Origin of the sequence: Candidatus Enterococcus avicola (genome assembly GCF_047470845.1) — a bacterium.
Classification (GTDB): Bacteria; Bacillota; Bacilli; order Lactobacillales; family Enterococcaceae; genus Enterococcus_D; species Enterococcus_D casseliflavus.
Map to the genome: position 1 here is coordinate 136,088 of NZ_JBLGTY010000004.1, position 19,914 is coordinate 156,001.

At 42.6% G+C, this 19,914-nt stretch carries 17 protein-coding genes; 3 read left to right on the top strand and 14 right to left on the bottom strand.

The genetic code is table 11. The features are described 5' to 3' along the window. Positions 1-171: 171 nt before the first annotated feature. From ACI3E5_RS05735 to ACI3E5_RS05770, 8 genes are all read right to left on the bottom strand, one after another. Positions 172-573, bottom strand: coding sequence for an MmcQ/YjbR family DNA-binding protein (locus tag ACI3E5_RS05735; protein WP_010749917.1), 402 nt, complete (start codon positions 571-573; stop codon positions 172-174). 289 nt (positions 574-862) lie between these two features. Then, on the bottom strand, positions 863-1,477 hold the full coding sequence (gene apf / locus ACI3E5_RS05740; protein WP_498821016.1) for an aggregation-promoting factor: 615 nt from the start codon (positions 1,475-1,477) through the stop codon (positions 863-865). A gap of 328 nt (positions 1,478-1,805) precedes the next feature. Then, the gene (locus tag ACI3E5_RS05745) at positions 1,806-3,089 is read right to left on the bottom strand and encodes a uracil-xanthine permease family protein (protein ID WP_016612741.1); all 1,284 of its coding nucleotides are present in this window, start codon (positions 3,087-3,089) and stop codon (positions 1,806-1,808) included. Positions 3,090-3,138: 49 nt separating this feature from the next. Further along, positions 3,139-4,494 carry a guanine deaminase gene (guaD, locus tag ACI3E5_RS05750; protein ID WP_142964583.1) on the bottom strand — a complete coding sequence of 452 codons (1,356 nt, stop codon included), beginning with the start codon at positions 4,492-4,494 and terminating at the stop codon, positions 3,139-3,141. 253 nt (positions 4,495-4,747) lie between these two features. Then, positions 4,748-5,023, bottom strand: coding sequence for a helix-turn-helix domain-containing protein (locus ACI3E5_RS05755; protein WP_005228477.1), 276 nt, complete (start codon positions 5,021-5,023; stop codon positions 4,748-4,750). Further along, the gene (locus tag ACI3E5_RS05760) at positions 5,010-5,378 is read right to left on the bottom strand and encodes a type II toxin-antitoxin system RelE/ParE family toxin (RefSeq protein ID WP_142964582.1); all 369 of its coding nucleotides are present in this window, start codon (positions 5,376-5,378) and stop codon (positions 5,010-5,012) included. The genes ACI3E5_RS05755 and ACI3E5_RS05760 overlap by 14 nt, the downstream gene beginning before the upstream one ends. Positions 5,379-5,535: 157 nt before the next feature. Then, positions 5,536-6,870: a hypothetical protein gene (locus ACI3E5_RS05765; protein ID WP_142964581.1), complete on the bottom strand. Its 1,335-nt coding sequence runs from the start codon at positions 6,868-6,870 to the stop codon at positions 5,536-5,538. 78 nt (positions 6,871-6,948) lie between these two features. After that, positions 6,949-9,060: a glycoside hydrolase family 65 protein gene (locus tag ACI3E5_RS05770; RefSeq protein WP_086337926.1), complete on the bottom strand. Its 2,112-nt coding sequence runs from the start codon at positions 9,058-9,060 to the stop codon at positions 6,949-6,951. Positions 9,061-9,235: 175 nt separating this feature from the next. On the opposite strand from ACI3E5_RS05770, the gene ACI3E5_RS05775 reads away from it, so the two are divergent. Next, positions 9,236-10,453 carry an amidohydrolase family protein gene (locus ACI3E5_RS05775; protein ID WP_142964580.1) on the top strand — a complete coding sequence of 406 codons (1,218 nt, stop codon included), beginning with the start codon at positions 9,236-9,238 and terminating at the stop codon, positions 10,451-10,453. Positions 10,454-10,535: 82 nt separating this feature from the next. Here ACI3E5_RS05775 and ACI3E5_RS05780 read toward each other — a convergent pair whose 3' ends face one another. The 6 genes from ACI3E5_RS05780 to ACI3E5_RS05805 all read right to left on the bottom strand — a co-directional run bounded on the left by ACI3E5_RS05780 (position 10,536) and on the right by ACI3E5_RS05805 (position 17,276). Beyond that, positions 10,536-11,345: an alpha/beta hydrolase gene (locus ACI3E5_RS05780; RefSeq protein ID WP_016608388.1), complete on the bottom strand. Its 810-nt coding sequence runs from the start codon at positions 11,343-11,345 to the stop codon at positions 10,536-10,538. Positions 11,346-11,355: 10 nt separating this feature from the next. Further along, positions 11,356-12,822 carry an alpha-L-fucosidase gene (locus ACI3E5_RS05785; protein ID WP_016608389.1) on the bottom strand — a complete coding sequence of 489 codons (1,467 nt, stop codon included), beginning with the start codon at positions 12,820-12,822 and terminating at the stop codon, positions 11,356-11,358. Further along, positions 12,819-13,442: an SGNH/GDSL hydrolase family protein gene (locus ACI3E5_RS05790; RefSeq protein WP_142964725.1), complete on the bottom strand. Its 624-nt coding sequence runs from the start codon at positions 13,440-13,442 to the stop codon at positions 12,819-12,821. The genes ACI3E5_RS05785 and ACI3E5_RS05790 overlap by 4 nt, the downstream gene beginning before the upstream one ends. Positions 13,443-13,616: 174 nt before the next feature. Then, on the bottom strand, positions 13,617-15,365 hold the full coding sequence (locus ACI3E5_RS05795; protein WP_142964579.1) for a type 2 periplasmic-binding domain-containing protein: 1,749 nt from the start codon (positions 15,363-15,365) through the stop codon (positions 13,617-13,619). Positions 15,366-15,386: 21 nt separating this feature from the next. Beyond that, complete coding sequence (locus ACI3E5_RS05800) at positions 15,387-16,319, bottom strand: carbohydrate ABC transporter permease (RefSeq protein ID WP_005228460.1); 933 nt, start codon at positions 16,317-16,319, stop codon at positions 15,387-15,389. Positions 16,320-16,334: 15 nt separating this feature from the next. Then, positions 16,335-17,276, bottom strand: a complete 942-nt coding sequence (locus ACI3E5_RS05805) for an ABC transporter permease (RefSeq protein ID WP_005228459.1) — start codon at positions 17,274-17,276, stop codon at positions 16,335-16,337. Positions 17,277-17,511: 235 nt separating this feature from the next. Here ACI3E5_RS05805 and ACI3E5_RS05810 point away from each other — a divergent pair, with 235 nt between their 5' ends. Then, on the top strand, positions 17,512-18,117 hold the full coding sequence (locus tag ACI3E5_RS05810) for a YesL family protein (RefSeq protein WP_074933222.1): 606 nt from the start codon (positions 17,512-17,514) through the stop codon (positions 18,115-18,117). Then, entirely contained in the window at positions 18,114-19,910 is a 1,797-nt protein-coding gene (locus tag ACI3E5_RS05815; protein WP_087627923.1) for a sensor histidine kinase, read from the top strand. Before ACI3E5_RS05810 ends, ACI3E5_RS05815 begins: the two co-directional genes overlap by 4 nt. Positions 19,911-19,914 lie beyond the last annotated feature (4 nt).

Genomic DNA, 19,914 nt, shown 5'->3' on the forward strand with positions numbered 1-19,914 from the left:
ACAATTTACCATGGATCACGACGGGAAACAAGCGAACAAATAAAACAAAAAGAGCTTTCATGAAAGCTCTTTGAAAATATTGCATAAATGTTGTCGAAAATAACGAATAGTAAAGGGATTATGATGATCCTCGATACTGGTTTGATTATTTTTTGTCGCTAAATCTTTGACTTACGATTCGCTGTTTTCCAGCTCACTTTTTTGTTTTTTTGTCAGTTTTTGTTTGACTAAATCGTAGGAAACCAAAATCATTTGTTCGATGTTTTCTTCCATCAAGGCATCAGATGCCAACTTGATGGTATTCCAATGGGTCTTATTGGCATAATACCCTGGAATGATGACGTCAGGAAATTGCTCTCGCAGCGTTTCGTTGACCTCGGGCAGATTTTTCAAAGTCAAAAACGCTGTTTCTTCTGGTTGTGGACTCATGATTCCAAACTGCTTTCCTACTAAATCAAAGTAGATTGCATCCCAATCTTCGCGATAATAGACTTTGGCTCCCGGCAAGCCTTCCCCAAATGCTTGAAATCGCTGCATTTTTTGTGCAATTTTTTCTTCAATCGATGTACTCATTGTGTGTCCCCCACTTTCTGCTATCAAAATCGCCATTTTCTGTCTCAATTTTGACAGATTGAATCGCTTGCTGCTCTATTTCCTACTATTATACATGGTTGTCGTGGAAAAAGGGATTTTTTATCAGTGGCATGTCGACTGATAATGACGTTACATGCAGCTGTAAGCGGCGTTACATTCATTCACCTTTCTCAGAGGACACAAAAAAGCCCTCATCAGCGAGTAAGTTGTACTCGCCAATAAGGGCAATTGATTACTAGATGTCACGGACAAGATTCATTTGAGAATCTTAGTACCAACCATTTGCTTCCCAGAATGCTTTGGCAGCAGACCAAGAACCATAACGTGATGCAACATATTCATCGGCAACCTTTTCTTGGTTAGCAGCTGAATAGTCACCATTTAAGTAAGAGTTGGTTAATTGGTAACGGCCATAGTATTGTCCGTTTGTCGCTGTGTAAGAACCACCAGATTCTTTGTTGGCGATCCATTCTTTTGCTGAAGCTTCTGAGCCGCTAGCTGAAGAGCTGTAGCTTGAGCTGCTTTGTGTGCTTGCAGCAGATTGTGTGTTGCTTGATTGTGAAGCTGCTGCTTCACTTGGTTGTTGTACACTTGCTGCAGCAGTCGTGCTTGCAGATTCTGTATAAGTTGCAGTGCCATCTGTAGGGATGATCAATGCTTCCCCAACAAAAATCAAGTTTTTATCAGCAATCTCGTTTGCTTCAACGATCGCATTGATCGTATCATCAGAGCTATAACCATAAAAGTTAGTAGCGATTGTTGATAATGTATCACCAGATTGAACAGTGTATTGTTCGTCTGCAAAGGCGTCTTTCCCACCTAAGAAAAGGCCGAAACCGGCAAGGACAGCTGTACTAAGTAAAACAGTTTTTAAAGACTTCATATAATTAAATCTCCTTCTTTGAAACTCATTTTGCGTCATTTGAGATGACTCAAGCGCATAAACAAGTCTAACATCGAAGAATATTTCATAGGTAAAGAATTCATTACAGATGATTACGAAAACGACAGTTGCCTTACGTTTCGTAAGAATTTGAGAATCCTATCATATCAAGCTTTGTTCTGCTGTAATTTTCAACATTACAGTTATTTTGTTTTCAGGTAAACCAGTTAACCTTAGAAAACCTTTCCTATATTACAAAAAACCCTCTTTTTACACAGGATTGTAACAAAAGAAGGAACGAGACAAGGTCTCATTCCTCATTTACTTTCTATTTTTTCTTCACTGGGATCAATTTATTCATGACGATCGCCGCAATAGCGCTTAAAGCAATCGGTGAATCTAATAAATATTGTAAGAATTGAGGCGCAGATTCTTTGATTTCTGCTGGCATAAACAACAAGCCGATGGCAATAATCAACGGTACCCCGATAATATACAACTCCCGCTCGGAAAACTCTTCATTCTTAATGACCCGAAAGCCGCTCAACAAAATAATGACGCAGACGACCGCGAACACGCCGCCGATGACAGCAGAAGGTACTGCGTGAATCAAGGCTGAAAGTTTTCCCATGAAGGACAATAGGATAAACCAGACGGACGCCATCACAAAGACTTTTTTACTAGCAACCCCTGTGATCGAAATGATCCCTGCATTGGTAGAATAACCAGTTACAGGTGTCGTTCCAACTAAGGCGGCAACCAAGCAGCCTAACCCTTCACCGATCACGCCTTTATTGATCTGTTCATCCGTAACAGGTTCTTCTGTCACAGAACTGACCGCGTACCAAGTTCCTGTTGTTTCTGCTAGGAGAACCATATAGATCACTAGCATCGTTAAGATCGCTGAAACATCAAAATGCAGGCCATAGTTTAGAAATACCAGTTTTGGCAGACTAAAGAAAGAAGCATCCGCCACCGACTGAAAATCAACGCCTCCCATAAAGGAAGCAATCACGGTACCGATAACCAAAGCAATAATGACCGAACTGATTCGGAAGTATTTTCCCATTCCTGGAAAATAATCGCCTAACATGGAAAACAAGATCAAAATCGCAGCAGTAATCGCAGCTAACAACATGTTTTGATTGGCACTTAGAGTTTCAGTGGCAGGATAGATATTGCTAGTAAATGCTGTTGGCAGCAGCGTCAAACCAACGATCATGATGATCGTTCCACTGACGATCGTAGGAATAAAATGACGAACGATATACTTATAGATGCCAGTAAAACCTAGTAAAATGACTGCTGCGGCACCAACAATGCTGGCACCTAACACCGTGTCCATGCCGTTGGCACCAAAATAAATACCGATGATCGCTCCAACGGGTACAAAGGATGGTCCTTGACATACGGGTAATTTCAAGAAAAAGAGGACTTGGATCAAAGAAGCGATCCCTGCTCCTAAAAAGGTCGATTGGATCAAACCTGATGCGTCTGAAGAGGACATCGCCACCGCGGTTGCGATAATAAATGGCGGCACATACACGTCCATTGCCAACACATGCTGTAATCCTAAAAGTACTGCTTGACCAAAGGGAATGTCTTCATTCATTCCGATCGTTAAATGTTTGTTTTTCGTTGATTCCACTGTCTCATTCTCCTCATTTTTCGTGTACTTTTTTTCCTTGGACCCAGACTTGGCGAATATTTTGCATCGTTGCTAAGTACAGGATTTTTTGTAATCTTGCTTCGGGTGAGGTGAACACACCGAAGTCAGGCAAAGGATTTTCTTTTTGTCGCGTATCGATCACTTGCACATCAAACGCATACCCTTCTTTGATGACACCTACTGGTAATTTCAGTGCCTCACCGCCGCCTTTTGTCGCCAATGAGAACGCATCGATCACGGATATACGAGAATCAGCTACTCCTCGTGTGTTTTGAGGAAGCGTGACATCCACGCCATCTTCTAACATTCTCGAAGACATCACAGCTTGTTTGATGTTGTCATACAAACTCGGTGAAAAACCGCCGGAGATATCCGTTCCTAAACCAATCGTGACTCCTTGTTCTTTCAAGCGCTTGATTGGGATCACGCCATTGGCAAAGTAGGCATTTGAAATGGGACAGTGCGCAACTGCGGCGCCGGTTTCAACAAAACGAGCGCCGTCAGCTGGGCTGATGAAATTGCCATGAGCCATCACTGCTTTTTCACGCAACAAGCCAAAATCTTGCAGCACTTCGGTATCCGTTTTACCAAATCGTTCTTGAACAAAGTCATGTTCCCATTGCCCTTCACTGCAGTGGGTCTGAACATGGACATCATATTTTTCAGCCAATGCGCCTAACCCTGCCAATCCTTCATCGGTACAGCTGGGGACAAATCGCGGAGTGACCACAGGATAAACGCCTTGAGGTGCGGTCTTTGCGATTGCTTGTACTTCTTGAATAAAACGTTCTGTATCCGCTAATGCCTCTTCTGTTGACGCGTCTCGATAAAAAGCAGGATTGGCTTGGGGATCGTCCATGACGACTTTTCCGACTAATCCCCGTTGACCAAGAGTGGCACAAGTCTTCGCCAATTGAAGACTCGCTTCTAGATGGATCGTTGCAAAATAAAGAACCGTTGTCGTTCCTCTTGCCAATAGCTGTGCCACCAAATCTTGATAGACAGCTTTGGCAAATGCTGGATCGGCATATTTTGCCTCCAGTGGAAACGTGCATTCATCTAACCAGACATTTAACGGTTCATCTAACGCGATCCCTGCTTGCGGCCATTGTGGTGCGTGGACATGCAGATCGACAAACCCTGGTAAAAAGCACTGGCCTTCAGATAAAGCCTGAAGATTCTCTGATGCTTTTGCCAGCTCTACCTCATACCCTTGATCTGTTTTGGCAGTCACTTTTACGATGATCCCTGCGTCATCGACTTGAATCAAAGCTTCTTCTATATATTCTAGTTTTCCATCAGTTGGCGTATGGAAAACATCTCCTTTAAAATAGCGAATGGTTGCCATTTGTTTGATTTCCCCCGTTCTTTAAGACATTGTCAGGAAAAAGCCGTTCATTTAATGTTCCTTTTTCACTAACACGATGTTCTTATTTTAACGCTATTCGAAAATAGTGCAATAAAATTCACTATCATAAAGGAAGATAAAACGCTGAACGTTCGGTTTTTATGCGATTTCAAAAAAAAGACACCGTCTAGAAATAAGACAGTGTCTGCTTTTTGAGAATATTCGCTTGGTTTATCTATAACTAAGGCGTTACCTAAACTAGACTAACGGTCAGGGTTTTTCCGAGGGCGGAAGCAAGTTTGGATAATGTTTCGAAACTTGTATTATCCCCTCTCTCAATACGTGCAATGGTTGACTGAGGAACAGCGGCGAGCTCTGCAAGTTCTCTTTGTGTGAGTCCTGCACTTTCTCGCGCTTTCATCAATGCTACAGCACTAGCAAGTTTCGCTTTTTCAGCTTCATATTCAGCTTTGAATTCAGTGTCTTTCATTTTTTCTTTTAAAAAATCATTGAATTTAACTGTTGGCATCTTTGATCTCCTCCTCAAATTCTTTTCGGATCTCTATCGCTTTTGCTATTTCTGGAATTGGCGTCTTCTGCGTTTTCTTGGTGAAACCATGGGTAATAATGAATTTAGAACCTAGCCAATGAAAATATAAAGCTCTTTGAATGTTTCCTCCCATTCCTGATCTCAGCTCAAATAGGTTATCTCCCAGTTTTTTCACCCATTTCATTTTTTGAGCGATCAGTATTCCATGTTCTTCCACATTCGCAATGACTGCTAACATTTTTTTCTGGTCTTTCTCAGGTAACTGTTCAAAAAACTCAATAAATTCATTGTGTCCATTTGGTCGCTCATAAAACTCAAACTTAGGTTTGTCCATACACAAATGATAGCATATATGCTATCATTTGTCGATTCAAGTTACCGTTCATTATTCTTTCTTAGACTTTATTCCCTATAATTGGTTTCATCTTTTTTCTAGTTGATACAAAACTACTTAACATTCTCTTTGTCGATTACACCGAATCAACTCCAAATCATTTCTCTTTACGATTCCTACGAAAAACCACCAGTCCGCCTATTAGCAAACAGATTACTCCTGCAATCGAGCCCCATTTTGCTGGCTCTAAAAAGCTTTGGATCCTTGAGGTCTGATTCGTTGCCGTCGTTCCTGATAGCTGAAACAAGAAAGCCAGCGGCTGATGTTCAAAACGAAGAATGATGAACAGGAGTGTCATCAAAAGAAATTGATGTACCAGACTCCCTTTGTTTTGTGTGGCATACTTGGCTAAACTCTGCTGCTCAATTGCTTCCGGTTTTGCCGCCAAATACTGTTTCGTAAGCCATTGATTCAATCCCGCATTAAAGAAGCTAATGACGAATAAACTTATTGGAATCAGTGTGTCGCTGCTGAACAGAAGAACACCTGCCATCAGCCCAAGTAAATATGTTGGTACCAGCTGCTTTTCTAAACGATGAGCAAGTTTTCCTCCGAGAAACATGGCACCAAAAAGGCCCAGTGCATATGGTAAGTAAACGTGAGTGCTTAGCGCTTGTGCTCCAAATCGACCGGTAACATACACCGAGCCGAAAAGAAAAAGAAAGTTACCGATCACTCCCCGAATAAAGGTGAGAATGTTCAAGTGAAGCGGCTGTCTCCACGACTTACTGCGTTTCGTTAAAGTGATCAGCATCAAAGTAAAGAGAAACAAGAAACCAGTGATCGCCCATTCAAACAGGGCATTCGACTTGATCAGCCTTGCTGCTCGCAAGCCAAACAGTAAGAGAAAGAAAAAGAAATACAACAAAAACTGCTTGTTGAATAACTGGTTGCGCTGCATCAACGGTCTTTTTGGGAGGTTGTTGAAGGTTTGGCTACTCTTAGCTGCCAGCACAAAGAGTGCAAAATAACTGCCAAATAGGCCAATGCCTTGAAGGTCATCAGGCAACCGTAAGGCAAAGAGTAAAACGAAAAGAAAGAACAGCGCCTCCTTCCAATCATTTTTCAGCGGCTGTTCAGTGAGCTTGACTTTTTGGCGTACCATCAGGTCAGCTGGCGGCAGCCAAGAAGCACTGATCCCCAACAAACTAGCAGCTGGCAAGAGTGCAGCGCTCCACCAAGTGCTCAAAATACCCACCAATGCGCCGGCGCCGCCGATCAAGACACTGGCTGCTAACAATGATGGTGCGAAAAGCGCCGTAAGCGTCTGTAAGAAAAAGACCCCTGTCATGCGAAAGGTATAAAAGAGCGCAAAGGCTAATGCTGCACTTAGCGACTGCTCTTTGCTCAAAGATAAAAAATAAAGATACGGGATGATCGTGATCGTATTGCTGATGATCAAAAGTGCGGTATGGGATTTTTTGTATATCATCTAAATTCCTCTACTATTGATTGTAGTCTTATTATTTTTTCTATTCTTGATAGTAGATAGTCATTATAAGCAAGTCCTCTATTTAATCCAAAGGCCATTCCTATCCTCCACCACCTTTAATTTACTATTCGGCTGTAACTGGCATTCGATTTCTCCCCCTTGAAGCTTCACTCTGATTGCTTCTTGCTGATAAGTGATCGTAAAGGTCAGTGATTCGATTTTCTGTGGCAAATGATTCGCCAAGTGAAGTCCGCGATCATAGGTCAGACCAGCAAAACCATAAATCAAACTCAACCAGCTGCCGCCCATATTGGCAGCATGAACACCGTCTACAACATTCTTTTGCAAATCATTGAGATCCATCAGTGCGGTATCCATGAAGTAGCGATACGCTTTTTCAGTGTCGCCGATTCGGCTAGCCATCACACTAAAGATTGAACGAGACAACGAGGAGTCATGGGTCGTCACCTGCTCGTAATAGTCATAGTCTCTTGTTAATTGATCTGCTGAAAATTCATGGGTAAACAGCATCTCTGCTAAAACCGTATCTGCTTGCTTGCATACTTGATACTTATAAATGATCATTGGATGATAGTGAAGCAGAAGCGGATAATTCTCAGCAGGTGTTTCCTCAAATGGCCACAGCGCTTGATCTAAGAAGGAATCATCTTGTTTCGTTAGCTGCCGCTCTTCATCGTAACCGAAGTACATCAGGTCAGCTGCTTTTTCCCAATCGGCAATCAATTCTTGATAGACATGGTATCGTTTGGCCAATTCGACCGCATAGCGTAAGTTATTTTGTACCATTTTGTTTGTATAAAAATTGTTGTTTACCAAAGCGCTGTATTCGTCTGGTCCTGTCACTCCATGAATACAAAACCGCTCTTGTCCTTCTTTTACAACAAACGTGCCATAATGAAACCAGAATTTCGCTGTTTCAAAAACGACTTCTTGACCAATTTCTTCAATAAAGGGTTGATCACCCGTGATACGTTCATATAATTGAAAGCCATAAACGATATCGGCATTGATATGCAGCTGTGCTGTACCTGCTGGATAATAGGCACTCGTTTCATTACCGTCAATCGTACGCCAAGCAAACAATGCCCCAGCTTGATTCAATTCTTTTGCTCGTTTTTTGGCTTGCGGCAAAATACTTGCACGATAGGAAAGCAAGCTTTTGGCTATCTCGGGGTTCGTATAAATGAAGAAAGGCAGTAGATACATTTCTGTATCCCAAAAATAATGTCCTTCATATCCTTCACCCGTAAGCCCTTTTGCGGCGAAATTCGTTTTCCCATCCCGCCCTGCACCTTGGTTCAAATGAAACAAATTGAAACGGATCCCTTTTTGCAAATAGTCATCACCCACAATTTGAATATCGCTGGCTTGCCAGAAAGATTGATAGTAATCCGCTTGTTCTTTTAATAAGACAGAAAACTTGTCGACGCTCTGCTGAAATGGTGTCTCACCAATCCTTTGCAACAATTTGACCTGAAAAATCGAAGTTGACGGTTCTCCAACAGTCAAATGCTGCTTTTCTTGATGTAGCTGAATAGCGATTTTCTTTTGACTATTTGGTGCTGTCCATACTTGGTATGCGCCCATTTGTTCTTTTTCCAATTGATGATTCTTACTGGCAACTCGAGGATCATCTGTTTTATTGACAGAGAATTGCTGATTTAATGTGTGGGAGAGTTCGATCGGTTCTGAAAAATCGGCTGTTATCACTTCATAGCGACAAACATAGAGTTCACTGCGCGTCATTGACGCAAACGAAGTTAACCCCAACTCAAAAGACTTTCCAGTCGGAGTAGTGATCTGGTAACTTTCCGTTAGAACCCCATCAGCTAATTTAAGACTCATTTGGGTTCGTTCGACTTGCCATTCCTCAACCGAAGAATCCTCCTCGCCGATTTTCAAAATAACTCCACGCAAGTTGGGCAGTTTGCAAATCGTTTGATGTTCTTTTGCATACCCATAAGCCCATTCGCCATACTGAATCGGCTCGCTGTCAAAAAAGCCGTTGACAAACGCCCCAGGATTTCCTGGATACAGTTGATTGACCTTCAAAGGATGCCCTGCACGGACGCCGATTTGCCCATTTCCTAAAGCGAACAATGTTTCTAGATACTCCATTTTCTGATGGGACAGCTCATCAGCTGTCAATAGAAAGTCGTTTTTCTTCATCCTTTATCCTCCAAGTCTTTTGGTTTATTCCTCGTTATCTTCACTTAGTTTCTATCCTACACTTCTAGCCAATGATTGCAAGGCTCAGCACTTCGTCCTTTTGCCACAAGCATCTCTTTAGAGCCGAGCAGCGAATATATGATACCATGAAGCAAACACGAAAGAAGGCGATTTCTTGGATTTATGGCTTACAAATGTACAACTTGAGACGAGTTATTTAAAAGAAGGCGATTGGTCTTATGGAACCAAAACAGAAAATACAGCAATCGGGATCAATGATGGAAAAATAGCGGAAATCGTGCCGATGACCGAATGGCAGGCATCAAGCGAAGCGACGATCATTGATGGGGAAAATCAGTTATTGTTGCCAGGATTGATCGAAAAACATTGTCATTTGGACAAAAGTAAATTAGGTACTCCTTGGCGTCCAGTAACGCCGGCAGCTAGCTTGGTGGAACGATTTGAAACTGAGATTCCCCAATTAGATGCCTTGCCGTTATCGATCAAAGAACGCGGACAAGCGCTGATTGATTTAGAACTGCCTCATGGTGCGGTGATGTTCCGCTCACATATCGATATTGAACCAATGACTCAGCTGCGTTATTTTGATGCGATCACTGAATTCGTTGCCGAACAGCCTTTTGGTTCAGAGCTGGTCTTATTTCCCCAACATGGCTTGCTGCGCTCAGATGCTGCTTCCTTAATTGAAGAAGCCTTAGCAACGGGCAAAGCATCTTTTATTGGCGGTGTTGATCCTTATACACTCGATCAAGATTACCAGGCTTCCTTACGGACAACTTTTGAACTTGCTCAAAAAGGACATGTCGGGATTGACCTCCATCTTCATGATCGGCAAGAAGCTGGCAGAGCGACCGTCAAAGAAATGATTCGTTTGACGAAGGAATTCAATATGCAAGGAAAAGTGGCGATCAGTCACGCCTTTGGTCTAAATGACTTTGAGGGAGAAGAACGCAAAGAAGTCTTTCAAGCCTTAGCAGACTTAGAGCTCCATATCATTTCAAGTATTCCCATCAGCCCAGGAACGATCCCGCCACTGAAGGAATTGCAAAGCTATGGCGTGGCTGTTCATATCGGTTGCGACAATGTCTATGATTCTTGGTCTTCTCTTGGCGACGGTTCTTTACAAGAAAAGCTGGCGCGCTATTTAGAGATTTTTGCCGTCAAAAGTCAGGAAGACTTGACGCAAGCCCTAGGTCTGGTTACTGATGGCAAAGTGCCCTTAGATAAAAACGGTGCGCAGCAATGGCCTAAGGTTGGTGATTCGGCTGATTTCTTGCTGACACCAGCTGCTTGTACGGCAGAATTCGTTGCCCGCAAAGGCTTCGTCAGCAAAAGTTTTTATCAAGGAACGGTTGTCTTTTCAGCTGAATAAACTATCTGATAACAACGAAAAGAAAAGCCATTGTCTGAACTGAGCAGACAATGGCTTATTTCTTTCGATCATTAAACGTTTCTCAAAAATTCCATTTTACCCAATCAGCAAATAATTCTGGCCAACGGACAACCGACGCTTCGATCCCGTGTTGATCGCTGTTGGCGGTTTCTGGCGTTCCTAAACTTAACCCGTGACCGCCCCGAGGGAAAATGTGTAGCTCATAAGGTATATTAAATTTGCGCAGCTGTTCGGCAAAAAGGAGGCTGTTTTCCGCCAAGACTAATCCATCTTCTAACGTATGCCAAAGAAACGTTGGTGGTGTCTGTTCATTGACTAAAGTCTCTAAAGACAAGACGGCTTTTTCTGTTTCGTAACGATCTGCTAATAATGAACGGAAGGAATCTTGGTGCCCAAGTTCTCCACTAGATAATACTGGGTAGCTCAACAGTAACCCGTTAGGCCGCCATTCTTCATTGGCTCCTTGTAAAGCCTCTGCTAGAAAAGGTTGCTGCCAAGACACACCCAAGTTAGCAGCTAAATGGCCACCAGCTGAAAAACCAGCAACGATGATTTTTTCAGGATCGACGTGCCAGGTGTCATGATTGGTGCGGACAAGACGAACGGCAGCAGCCAATTCCTTTAAGGCTAACGGATAGACAGCCGGTTTGATACTATAATGCAACACAAAGGCTTGGAAACCAAAGCTCATCATTTTGATGGCGATAGGTTCCGCTTCTCGATCCGACAACATTTCATAGCCGCCGCCAGGACAGATGATGACAGCTGGTCGGACACGATCTGGTTCCATTTCAGGAGAATTTTCGATGACATAGGTAGTTAAACTTGCTTGGCTTTCTGGTAAAAGTGCAGATCTTTTTTCATGTATCACGGGTTGCGCCTCATTTCATTGTAATTTTATAGACAATTGGTTGGTCGGTTTCAATTGGTTCAAAAGTTAGTTGCAAGCCTTCATCGGTCACTTGCCAATCAACAGGCTGTTCTTCGTATCCTAGAATCGTGACGGTTTTGATGATGCCGTGAAATTCTGGCAAATTTTGGTCTTTAGACTGGGCCAGTGCTTGGATCCTTGCGTGTCCATTCTCAGGACTTGCCATGCCAATCGCATACAACGCATCCCCCTGAACCGTAAAGCGGAAATCCTGGCTCGTGTATGTCGTCGCCTGTGCTTCTTGAAATTGGCCCGAAACTACGGTCGTGGGCCCTTCCCCTGCTTTGCGCCATGGTTTCGCTTCATAAATGGCTTCACCATTTACATCCAGCCACGCACCGATTTCTTTTAAGATCGCTTGATCTTTTTCTGGGATCGAACCATCCCCTTTCGGCCCGATATTCAAAAGGAGATTGCCGTTTTTACTGACGACTTCGATCAAATCCTGTAAAATCTCACGTGTTGTTTTATAATCCAATGTCGTGGTATAGCACCATGAATTACGAGCGATTGCTGTGTCTGTTTGCCAGTAAAAAGGTTGTGGTTCGGCAAATTTCCCCCGTTCAATCTCCACGATACCGCTACCAAACATCATGGCATCGTGCTTGTAGCAAATACCAACTTGTTTGCCCCATTCAGCCCCACGATTGTAATAGTAAGCAGCGAAAAGTTGCAAATGCTCCTTGAAGGCTTCATGTTGGATCCACCAATCAAAATACAGCAGCTCTGGTTGATAGTTGTCGACGAGTTCACAGGTTCTAAGCAGCCAATCATCTAAAAATTCTTTTGACGGGTATGGCTCGCTAAAGAGACTTTCATGGTCTGGCTCTGGCATCGCTGGCCAGTAAAAGTCGCCTTTTGCCAACGGCTCCTTGATATCACTGTCAAAATCCTTACCGTGTCCCATAAAAAACCAATGTTCGGCACGATGAGATGAGGTACAAAAATGCAGGCCTTGCTCCTCTGCTGCTTCTTTTAGTTCCCCAAGAATATCTTTTTTCGGCCCCATAACTGACGCATTCCATTCAGACAGTTCGCTTTTATACATCTGAAACCCGTCGTGATGTTCTGCAACGGGAAAAAGATAATTGGCACCGGCTTGTTTGATCAAGCGAATCCATTCATTTGCATCAAATTTATCTGCGGTAAACATCGGAATAAAGTCTTTGTAGCCAAAGTTTTTTTGTGGACCATATGTTTCAATATGGTGATCATATTCTGGGTGGCCTTTGATGTACATATTTCTTGAATACCATTCATTGTGAAAGGCTGGAACACTGTACAGTCCCCAATGAATGAAGACCCCAAATTTTGCTTTGCGGAACCATTCCGGTAGAACAAAAGCGCCCAATGACTGCCAATTTGGAAAAAAGGGGCCTTGATGTGCGACTTGCTGGATCGTTTCTACTGTGATCATTGTTTTTCCTCCAAAATACCGACTGTTTCCAGCCATGTTTTTGCAATCAACACATGTCCGGCAGTCGAGGGGTGCACGCGATCACTGCTTAAGACATAGGATGATTGATAAAGCAAAAAATCATCAAACTTTTCCTGCGTATCCCCTAAAAGGATACCATACTCTTGCGCTACTTTGGCAAGCACTTGTTGGTAATTGGCAAGCATTTTTCTTAATGGATCTTCTTTGTTGGCTTCAACCATAAACGGGCTCAAAAGAATCATCCCCTTGACATTTGACAAGGTCTGCTCGATCAAATCACGCAGCTCTGATTCAAATCTCTCGATCCCCACTAGTTCCGTTTGAGCAAAGGTTCCATCAAAATGCCGCCACACATCATTCACACCGATCATGATCGTTACCCAATCTGGTTGAAATGCCAACACATCATCCTTCCAGCGCTTCTTCAAATCGACAACCGTATCCCCACTGACACCCCGGTTGACGATCATTAATTCCATTTGCGGGAGTAATGCTGTGGTATAGGCGTTGATCAGATGAACATAGCCGTCCCCCCATGAAGACCAACCTGCGGGTATCGCTTGATAATTTCGATTGCTATCTGTGATCGAATCCCCCATAAAAAGCAAACGATCTTTTTTTCCACTATCATTGTTTTCCTCCTTAAAGAAAGAAGACTGATCCGCTGGTGCTGGATCAATCTTCTTAAGTGATTGCTTATCCAAAGGCTGTATACTCACTTTTGCCAAGGAACCGTTGGCAAATCACTCGAGCGATTCTTTGTTTGTTTTTGATTAGTCTCCAAATTCTTTCGCTACTTCTATCCGTTTTTCGTTTTGATCTTTTGCATTGTTCATGTCAAATTCCAAAACGGTTTGATAGCCAAGACCATCTGCTGTTTCTTGCATTTCTTTTAGCAATTGATCAAATTCTGCTTCATCTTTGGCAAAAACCATTCGCCAAGAGTACTCGATGATCGTCGCTTTGGCTTGGTTACGCAACGTAGAGATCTCTGAACTATCTTCTGGCGCTACATAGCTGGCACCAGGGGCAACTAACAATTGGTCGTTCTCCTCTAAATAGCCAATGGTGGATTCTGCACCACCCATATTTTTTGACCAATCTTCTTTTACAGGATCGGTTGTTTCATTTTGGTAGCTTTCCCACATCGTATAAGCATAAGGGAAGCCTGTATCAGGATTGATATCGATCGGTAATACCGTATTGACGTTGAGTGCAGATACGCCATCTTTGTAACTTCCGCCACCGTATTCTTCTGGCACATCCCCATCACCATCTAGCAATGCTTGTTTTCCGAACTCAGTTAAGACAGGCTCGCCGTCTTTCATTTCCCAAGTCAACCCTTCTGGACCACTACTGCCGCTTGTTTGAGAAGAATTTGCTAACACACCTTCTGATGAGTAGAGCCAGTCAATGAAGGCTGCGATTCGCTCTGGGTCTTCGGCATTAGAACCGATCCCGATAAATTGTTTGCCACCGTAAACTTCCGCACCATAAGAGAAGATTTTTTGGTCTTGAATCGGTGCCAACATAAAGCCTTTTCCTTCAGTCAAGTTCGTAGTCGTATTAAAAGCCGCTTGACCTAACCAAGGCCACCATGAGAATAAGACTTGTCCTTCTTGGAATTTGGCAAAAAGTGTATCGTAATTTTGCGTCGTTGATTCTGGATCCACTAAGCCCATTTGATTGGCTTGGAAATAAAACTTAAGTGCGCGAATATATTCAGAATCACTATCGAGAATGCTTTGATAATCAGAACCATCCGCTTTTGCCAAGACAAATCCTGATTCATCGTACCCATAATAGGTGACCAGCTGTTTGCCTGCATTCATCATGTTGCCGTCCCAATCGCTGAATAGAGAAAACCCATACACTTTTTTGCCAGAATCTGTTGTTGGATTGTCTTCTTGCATTTTTTGAATCACAGGAAGTAGGTCTTCCAATGTCCCGATTTCTGGATATCCTTGCTCCCCATAAAGATCCCAACGCACATAAGCACCAAATGTAGGATCTAATCCTTCTGAAGGATCGGTGGCCTTTAAGGTAGAAACAGAAGTTGGAAAGCCATACAGCCCATCGGCATCTTTGTTTAGATTTTGAACAGCCGCATCGAAGCGCTGAACGTTTTCCATAGTTTCATAATACTCGCTCGCATCGGTCAACAAACCTGCTTCAACCAATTCGTTGTATTGTTGGCCATTATCAACAATGATCAAATCACCCAAATCGCCTGCTGCCGTTCTCGTTTGATAAAGGGTATCACCGTTTCCAGCAACGTTTGGTGCGATGATGTTCAATTCCATATTGAATTTATCCCGCACGATTTTGGCAAACCAACCTTCTTGCATTCCCATATAGTTGGCTAGCCCATTATAGACATCGATCGTGATCGTTTCATCGTAGCCACTTTCACTGGAAGCAGCATCTGTCTCAGATTCAGCCGCTCCTCCACAGCCGGCTAAACTACCTAGCAATGTCATGCCTAACAAACCTGTTGTTACATATTTGGACATTTTTTTCATTTTCTTCCCTCTTTCTTTTTATTAGCCTTTCACCGCACCCAACATAATTCCTTTAACAAAATACTTCTGGAATAGCGGATAAATGAACATGATTGGTAAAACAACAATGACTGAAACGGTCATGCGGATCGACGTCGGCGTCTGCGTTGTTGCTGCTGAAGCGATGCTGGAAAGTGATCCCGAGGTATTTTTGACCATTTGTGCCAACGAATTGGCTTGATTGATATACGTGTAAAGAAGGTATTGCAAGGAGTAGAGACTTTGATCCGTAATGTAAATCAGTGTATCCTGGAAGGAATTCCATTGACCCACTGCCGAGAAAATCGCTACTGTTGCTAAAATCGGCGTACAGTTGGGTAAAATTACCCGAAAGAATACTTGAATGATGCCAGCTCCATCCATTTCAGCTGCTTCTTGCAATGATTTGGGGATCGACTCAATATAGGTTTTCACCAAGATGATATTAAAGGGCTGAACGACAGCCGGCAAAATATAGACCCAAAAATTATTCGTTAAACCTAATGTCTTCATCGTGATGAATAATGGAATCAACCCTGCATTGAAATACATTGTAATTACGACAAAGCGATACCAAAATTTTCGTTTCCACATTTTTTCTTGGGTAAACATGAAGCCTAAAAACGCTGAAGCTAAGACAGTCGCGGCGGTACCAATCACCGTTCTAGCCACCGAAACTGTTGCGGCTAGAGGCAATCCTTTTAGCTGTAACACTTGACTATAGTTTTCAAAATGGATCTCTTGTGGAAAAAAGCGAATTTGACCTAATGCACTCAACTCATTATTACTGATTGAATTAATGATCAAGTAATAAAAGGGATACGCGCAAATCAACGTAATCAAAAAGAAAAAGGTATAATTGAGGATACTAAACGTCAGATTTTCACGTTTGCGTACTTTTTTCGCCTTTTTCTTTTCACTAATCGATAGTTCCATTGATATCCTCCTCTTCTAAATAATGGATGTCCCCCGAATTTTTTTCGAAGCAATATTGACGATGGCTAACAAGGCAACAGAAATGACACTTTTTAGCATACTGATCGCGGTCGCTAGCGATAGACTATTTCCGCCCATCCCTAAATTGTAGACATACAAATCGAGGACTTGGATCGTGTTTCGATTGAATGCATTTTGGAAGACAAAGTACTGATCCATTCCGTTGTTCAGCAAGTTGGCGATAGACAGCATCAACATCACAAGGAACGTCGGCATCAAGGCAGGTAGTGTGATATGACGCATCAGGTGGAAACGATTCGCCCCATCGATTCGTGCCGATTCATACAATTCGGGGTCAATTCCTGAAATGCCTGCAAGATACATGATGGCACCCCAGCCCAAGCCTTTCCAAATATTCCAAAGACACATCATCAGCCACGTATGATTGCCGCTATCCAAAAATTTGACTGGATCGGTAACGAAGCCCCATTCTTGCAGCAACGTGTTTACCAGCCCTGTTGAAGAAAACAAGCTAAAGGCAATCGTATACACCAAAACCCAACTGATAAAATTCGGCAGCGTGGTCAGCGTTTGGACCAAATTTTTAAACCATTTGCACTTGATTTCGTTCAGTAAAATGGCGAAGCCTACTGGTAGGATCGAAGTGGCGATCCCTAAAAAACTCATGGCAAAGGTGTTTTTCATTACTTGTACGATCTGATCCACTTGTGTTGGACTAGAGACAAGAAGTCGAAACCATTTGAAGCCTACGAACTCGCTGCGAGCTAAACCTAATGCTGGTTTGTAATCATAAAGTGAATAAATCCATCCATGCAAAGGAAAATAAGAGAACAAAAACACGAGAATCAGAAAGGGAACGATACATAAAAACAAAATCTTCCCTTCTCGTGTCACCCGCTTATTTTTTCTTGGGACACTGCTTAGTTTACTTTCCATTTTCCTCCCCCTTTTTTTGTAACCGCTTTTACATTTTTAATACTAGCACCTGAATGCTTATTTGCCACCTGTGAAAAATAGAGGTCAATCCGTACATTTTAGACTTCATTTTTCTTTTATTTATAAAGAACGTTGATCTATCAATGTTTTCGCTAGAAACCGCTCGAATGGTAAGGCTTTCAAAATTTGTTTTTTGCGAGTACTATAGGAATATATCAATTTTGGAGGGATAAAAATGAAGTACAATCCTGACGGTCAACTGTACAAAATAACCACCGTTTTTTCACAATTTACATTGTTAAATTTACTATATATCATTAGCTGTTTGCCAATTATTACGATTGGTGCTGCGACAGCTGCCCTTTATGAAGTGACGATTCGTTATGCGGATGAGGAGCGTGGTGAATTGATTGTAGGCTATGTGCAAGCGCTACGAGCAAACTTTATGAAAGCCACCGGTAGTTTTCTCCTTCTTGGGCTCCCCATGGTAGCACTACTGTATAGTAGCTTGTTTTGGTTTTCCTCAAAAACCATTCTTGCCAGTATTTTTGCTTTCGTTCTAATTGTTACAGCTATTTATCTGTTTATTGTGTTAGTCTATTGCCTTGCCTTAATTGGACGTTATGAAAACAGCTTTAGGCAAACACTAAAAAATGCGTTTCTGTTACCGATCGCGGACCCTGTCCGTTCGTTAGCTCTCGCACTTATTCCTATCGCTGCGTTTTGTTTTGTTGTTTTATTTCCGTTGTTTAAATTTCTCTTGTTGATTTTCGGCTTTTCTTTTGTTATTTATTGTAGTTCGTTCCTGTTGCTTTCTATCTTTCGTAATCAACAAGCATGAAAAGAATCAGTCATCTCTCACTTTTTCGTCGTCTGAGTCAGTTTTCCATTCGGCGACAATTGTTCATTCTTTATCTACCTGTTGTTTTTTTATCCACAGTGACTATAGGTCTCTTATTGGTCTACGATTCAACCAAACAGCTGACAGGCAATTACCAACACTTGGCAGAGTTGAATGCTCAGCGTGTCAAATCTGTTCTTTTTGATACAACAAACACGCTGACCAACACGGCGAGTTCCTTATCAAACGATACCCATCTACGTCAACTTTTAACTGCCAATTACCTTGACGATCAAGAAGCGATTGTGGACATCAATAGCTATGATCAGCTAGATGAGATCAGAAATCTTCAAACCTCGATTGCGAAATTAACCATCTATACGACGAATCAAACCATTCCGAACTATAAATATTTTCAACAGGCAGATGACACGATTCAAGCGACCGCCTGGTACCAACGAGCGCTCAAGCAACCCGATGCTTTTTTGATGACGATGCCAGAGGATTACAAAGCAAATCGTTTGAGTCTTTATAAAACGTTACCTTTGCCTTTATCAAAAGAAACAGCCGTTTTGGAGATCCAAGTCGATTACAATTATCTCAGTAACCGACTTCGTAATTCATCCTATGAATTGGAATTACAGTTAAATGATGATGTCATCTTTTATAGCGACAAAATCAATCAAGTTGGGGAACCGGGACAGCTGACAGCTCTTTCTGAGCCGCAAACGAGTGCTGCCTTTTTAAAAAATGATGGTACCAAGGTGATGCTCACCAAAAGCACCTTACCCATGAGTAACAAAGAAGACATCATCACGATTTATAGTGCGGATACCAATGCCTACAGCAATCTACGCACCAATCTGATCCGGTGGAGCACGATCGTTTTGGTGATTTTGATCACTACTTTCATCATCGTCTTTCTCTTTGCTCGATTCTTTACCAAACGAATCTCTCAACTGCAGCAGGCGGTCTACTTTGCCTCGATCGAGGATTATGATTTCTTTCAAAATATCAGCGGCGAAGACGAGATTTCACAGATCTCTCTTGATTTCCACAAGATCATTCAACGAATCAAGAAAAAAGAAGAAGAGATCTACCGTTCGCGTCTGGCACAGCAAGAGCTGTTGACTCAGCAGCAGCAAATGGAATTTAATATCTTAGCGGGGCAGATCAATCCCCACTTTTTGTTCAACACGTTAGAAACGATTCGCATGATGGCGCTGACTTCTGGCAATTCTGACGTCGTTTATGCCATCAAGTTACTGGCAAAATCGATGCGCTATACGCTAGAAGCCCACGGAACCAAGCGAACGAGTTTAGAAGAGTCCTTAGATGCCGTTCACGTATATGTCAAGATCCAGCGGATGCGCTTTGGCGATCGAGTCAACTTTTCTTATTCAGTCTCCAATGAGATCGACCAAAAAGAAGTCCAAATATTGCCCCTCCTGATTCAACCATTGGTGGAAAATGCCATCTCCCATGGCTTGGAAGGCATCACCTATCCAGGGTTTGTTCGTTTGACGATCACCAAAGACGGCCATGATCTGGTGATCGTGGTACAAGACAACGGCAGCGGGATACCACCAGAAAAACTCGAACACTTGCAGCAAAAAATCAAGACGCCCTCCACCCATGCCAAAAAGAACATTGGGCTAGCCAACGTCAATCATCGGGTCAAAATGTTTTATGGACCTGAATACGGCTTGACGATCGAGAGTGTGTTGGGCAGCGGCACACAAGTCACCTTGCGGATCCACGATCTAAGCCAAGATTCATCTTCTCCTCACTAAAACA

What these genes read in the sequence shown, in the direction of transcription:
- ACI3E5_RS05735 (WP_010749917.1), bottom strand. Translation starts at nt 573, where the DNA reads ATGAGTACATCGATTGAAGAAAAAATTGCACAAAAAATGCAGCGATTT.
- apf (WP_498821016.1), bottom strand. Translation starts at nt 1,477, where the DNA reads ATGAAGTCTTTAAAAACTGTTTTACTTAGTACAGCTGTCCTTGCCGGT.
- ACI3E5_RS05745 (WP_016612741.1), bottom strand. Translation starts at nt 3,089, where the DNA reads ATGAATGAAGACATTCCCTTTGGTCAAGCAGTACTTTTAGGATTACAG.
- guaD (WP_142964583.1), bottom strand. Translation starts at nt 4,494, where the DNA reads ATGGCAACCATTCGCTATTTTAAAGGAGATGTTTTCCATACGCCAACT.
- ACI3E5_RS05755 (WP_005228477.1), bottom strand. Translation starts at nt 5,023, where the DNA reads ATGCCAACAGTTAAATTCAATGATTTTTTAAAAGAAAAAATGAAAGAC.
- ACI3E5_RS05760 (WP_142964582.1), bottom strand. Translation starts at nt 5,378, where the DNA reads ATGGACAAACCTAAGTTTGAGTTTTATGAGCGACCAAATGGACACAAT.
- ACI3E5_RS05765 (WP_142964581.1), bottom strand. Translation starts at nt 6,870, where the DNA reads ATGATATACAAAAAATCCCATACCGCACTTTTGATCATCAGCAATACG.
- ACI3E5_RS05770 (WP_086337926.1), bottom strand. Translation starts at nt 9,060, where the DNA reads ATGAAGAAAAACGACTTTCTATTGACAGCTGATGAGCTGTCCCATCAG.
- ACI3E5_RS05785 (WP_016608389.1), bottom strand. Translation starts at nt 12,822, where the DNA reads ATGATCACAGTAGAAACGATCCAGCAAGTCGCACATCAAGGCCCCTTT.
- ACI3E5_RS05790 (WP_142964725.1), bottom strand. Translation starts at nt 13,442, where the DNA reads ATGGGGGATTCGATCACAGATAGCAATCGAAATTATCAAGCGATACCC.
- ACI3E5_RS05795 (WP_142964579.1), bottom strand. Translation starts at nt 15,365, where the DNA reads ATGAAAAAAATGTCCAAATATGTAACAACAGGTTTGTTAGGCATGACA.
- ACI3E5_RS05800 (WP_005228460.1), bottom strand. Translation starts at nt 16,319, where the DNA reads ATGGAACTATCGATTAGTGAAAAGAAAAAGGCGAAAAAAGTACGCAAA.
- ACI3E5_RS05805 (WP_005228459.1), bottom strand. Translation starts at nt 17,276, where the DNA reads ATGGAAAGTAAACTAAGCAGTGTCCCAAGAAAAAATAAGCGGGTGACA.
- ACI3E5_RS05810 (WP_074933222.1), top strand. Translation starts at nt 17,512, where the DNA reads ATGAAGTACAATCCTGACGGTCAACTGTACAAAATAACCACCGTTTTT.
- ACI3E5_RS05815 (WP_087627923.1), top strand. Translation starts at nt 18,114, where the DNA reads ATGAAAAGAATCAGTCATCTCTCACTTTTTCGTCGTCTGAGTCAGTTT.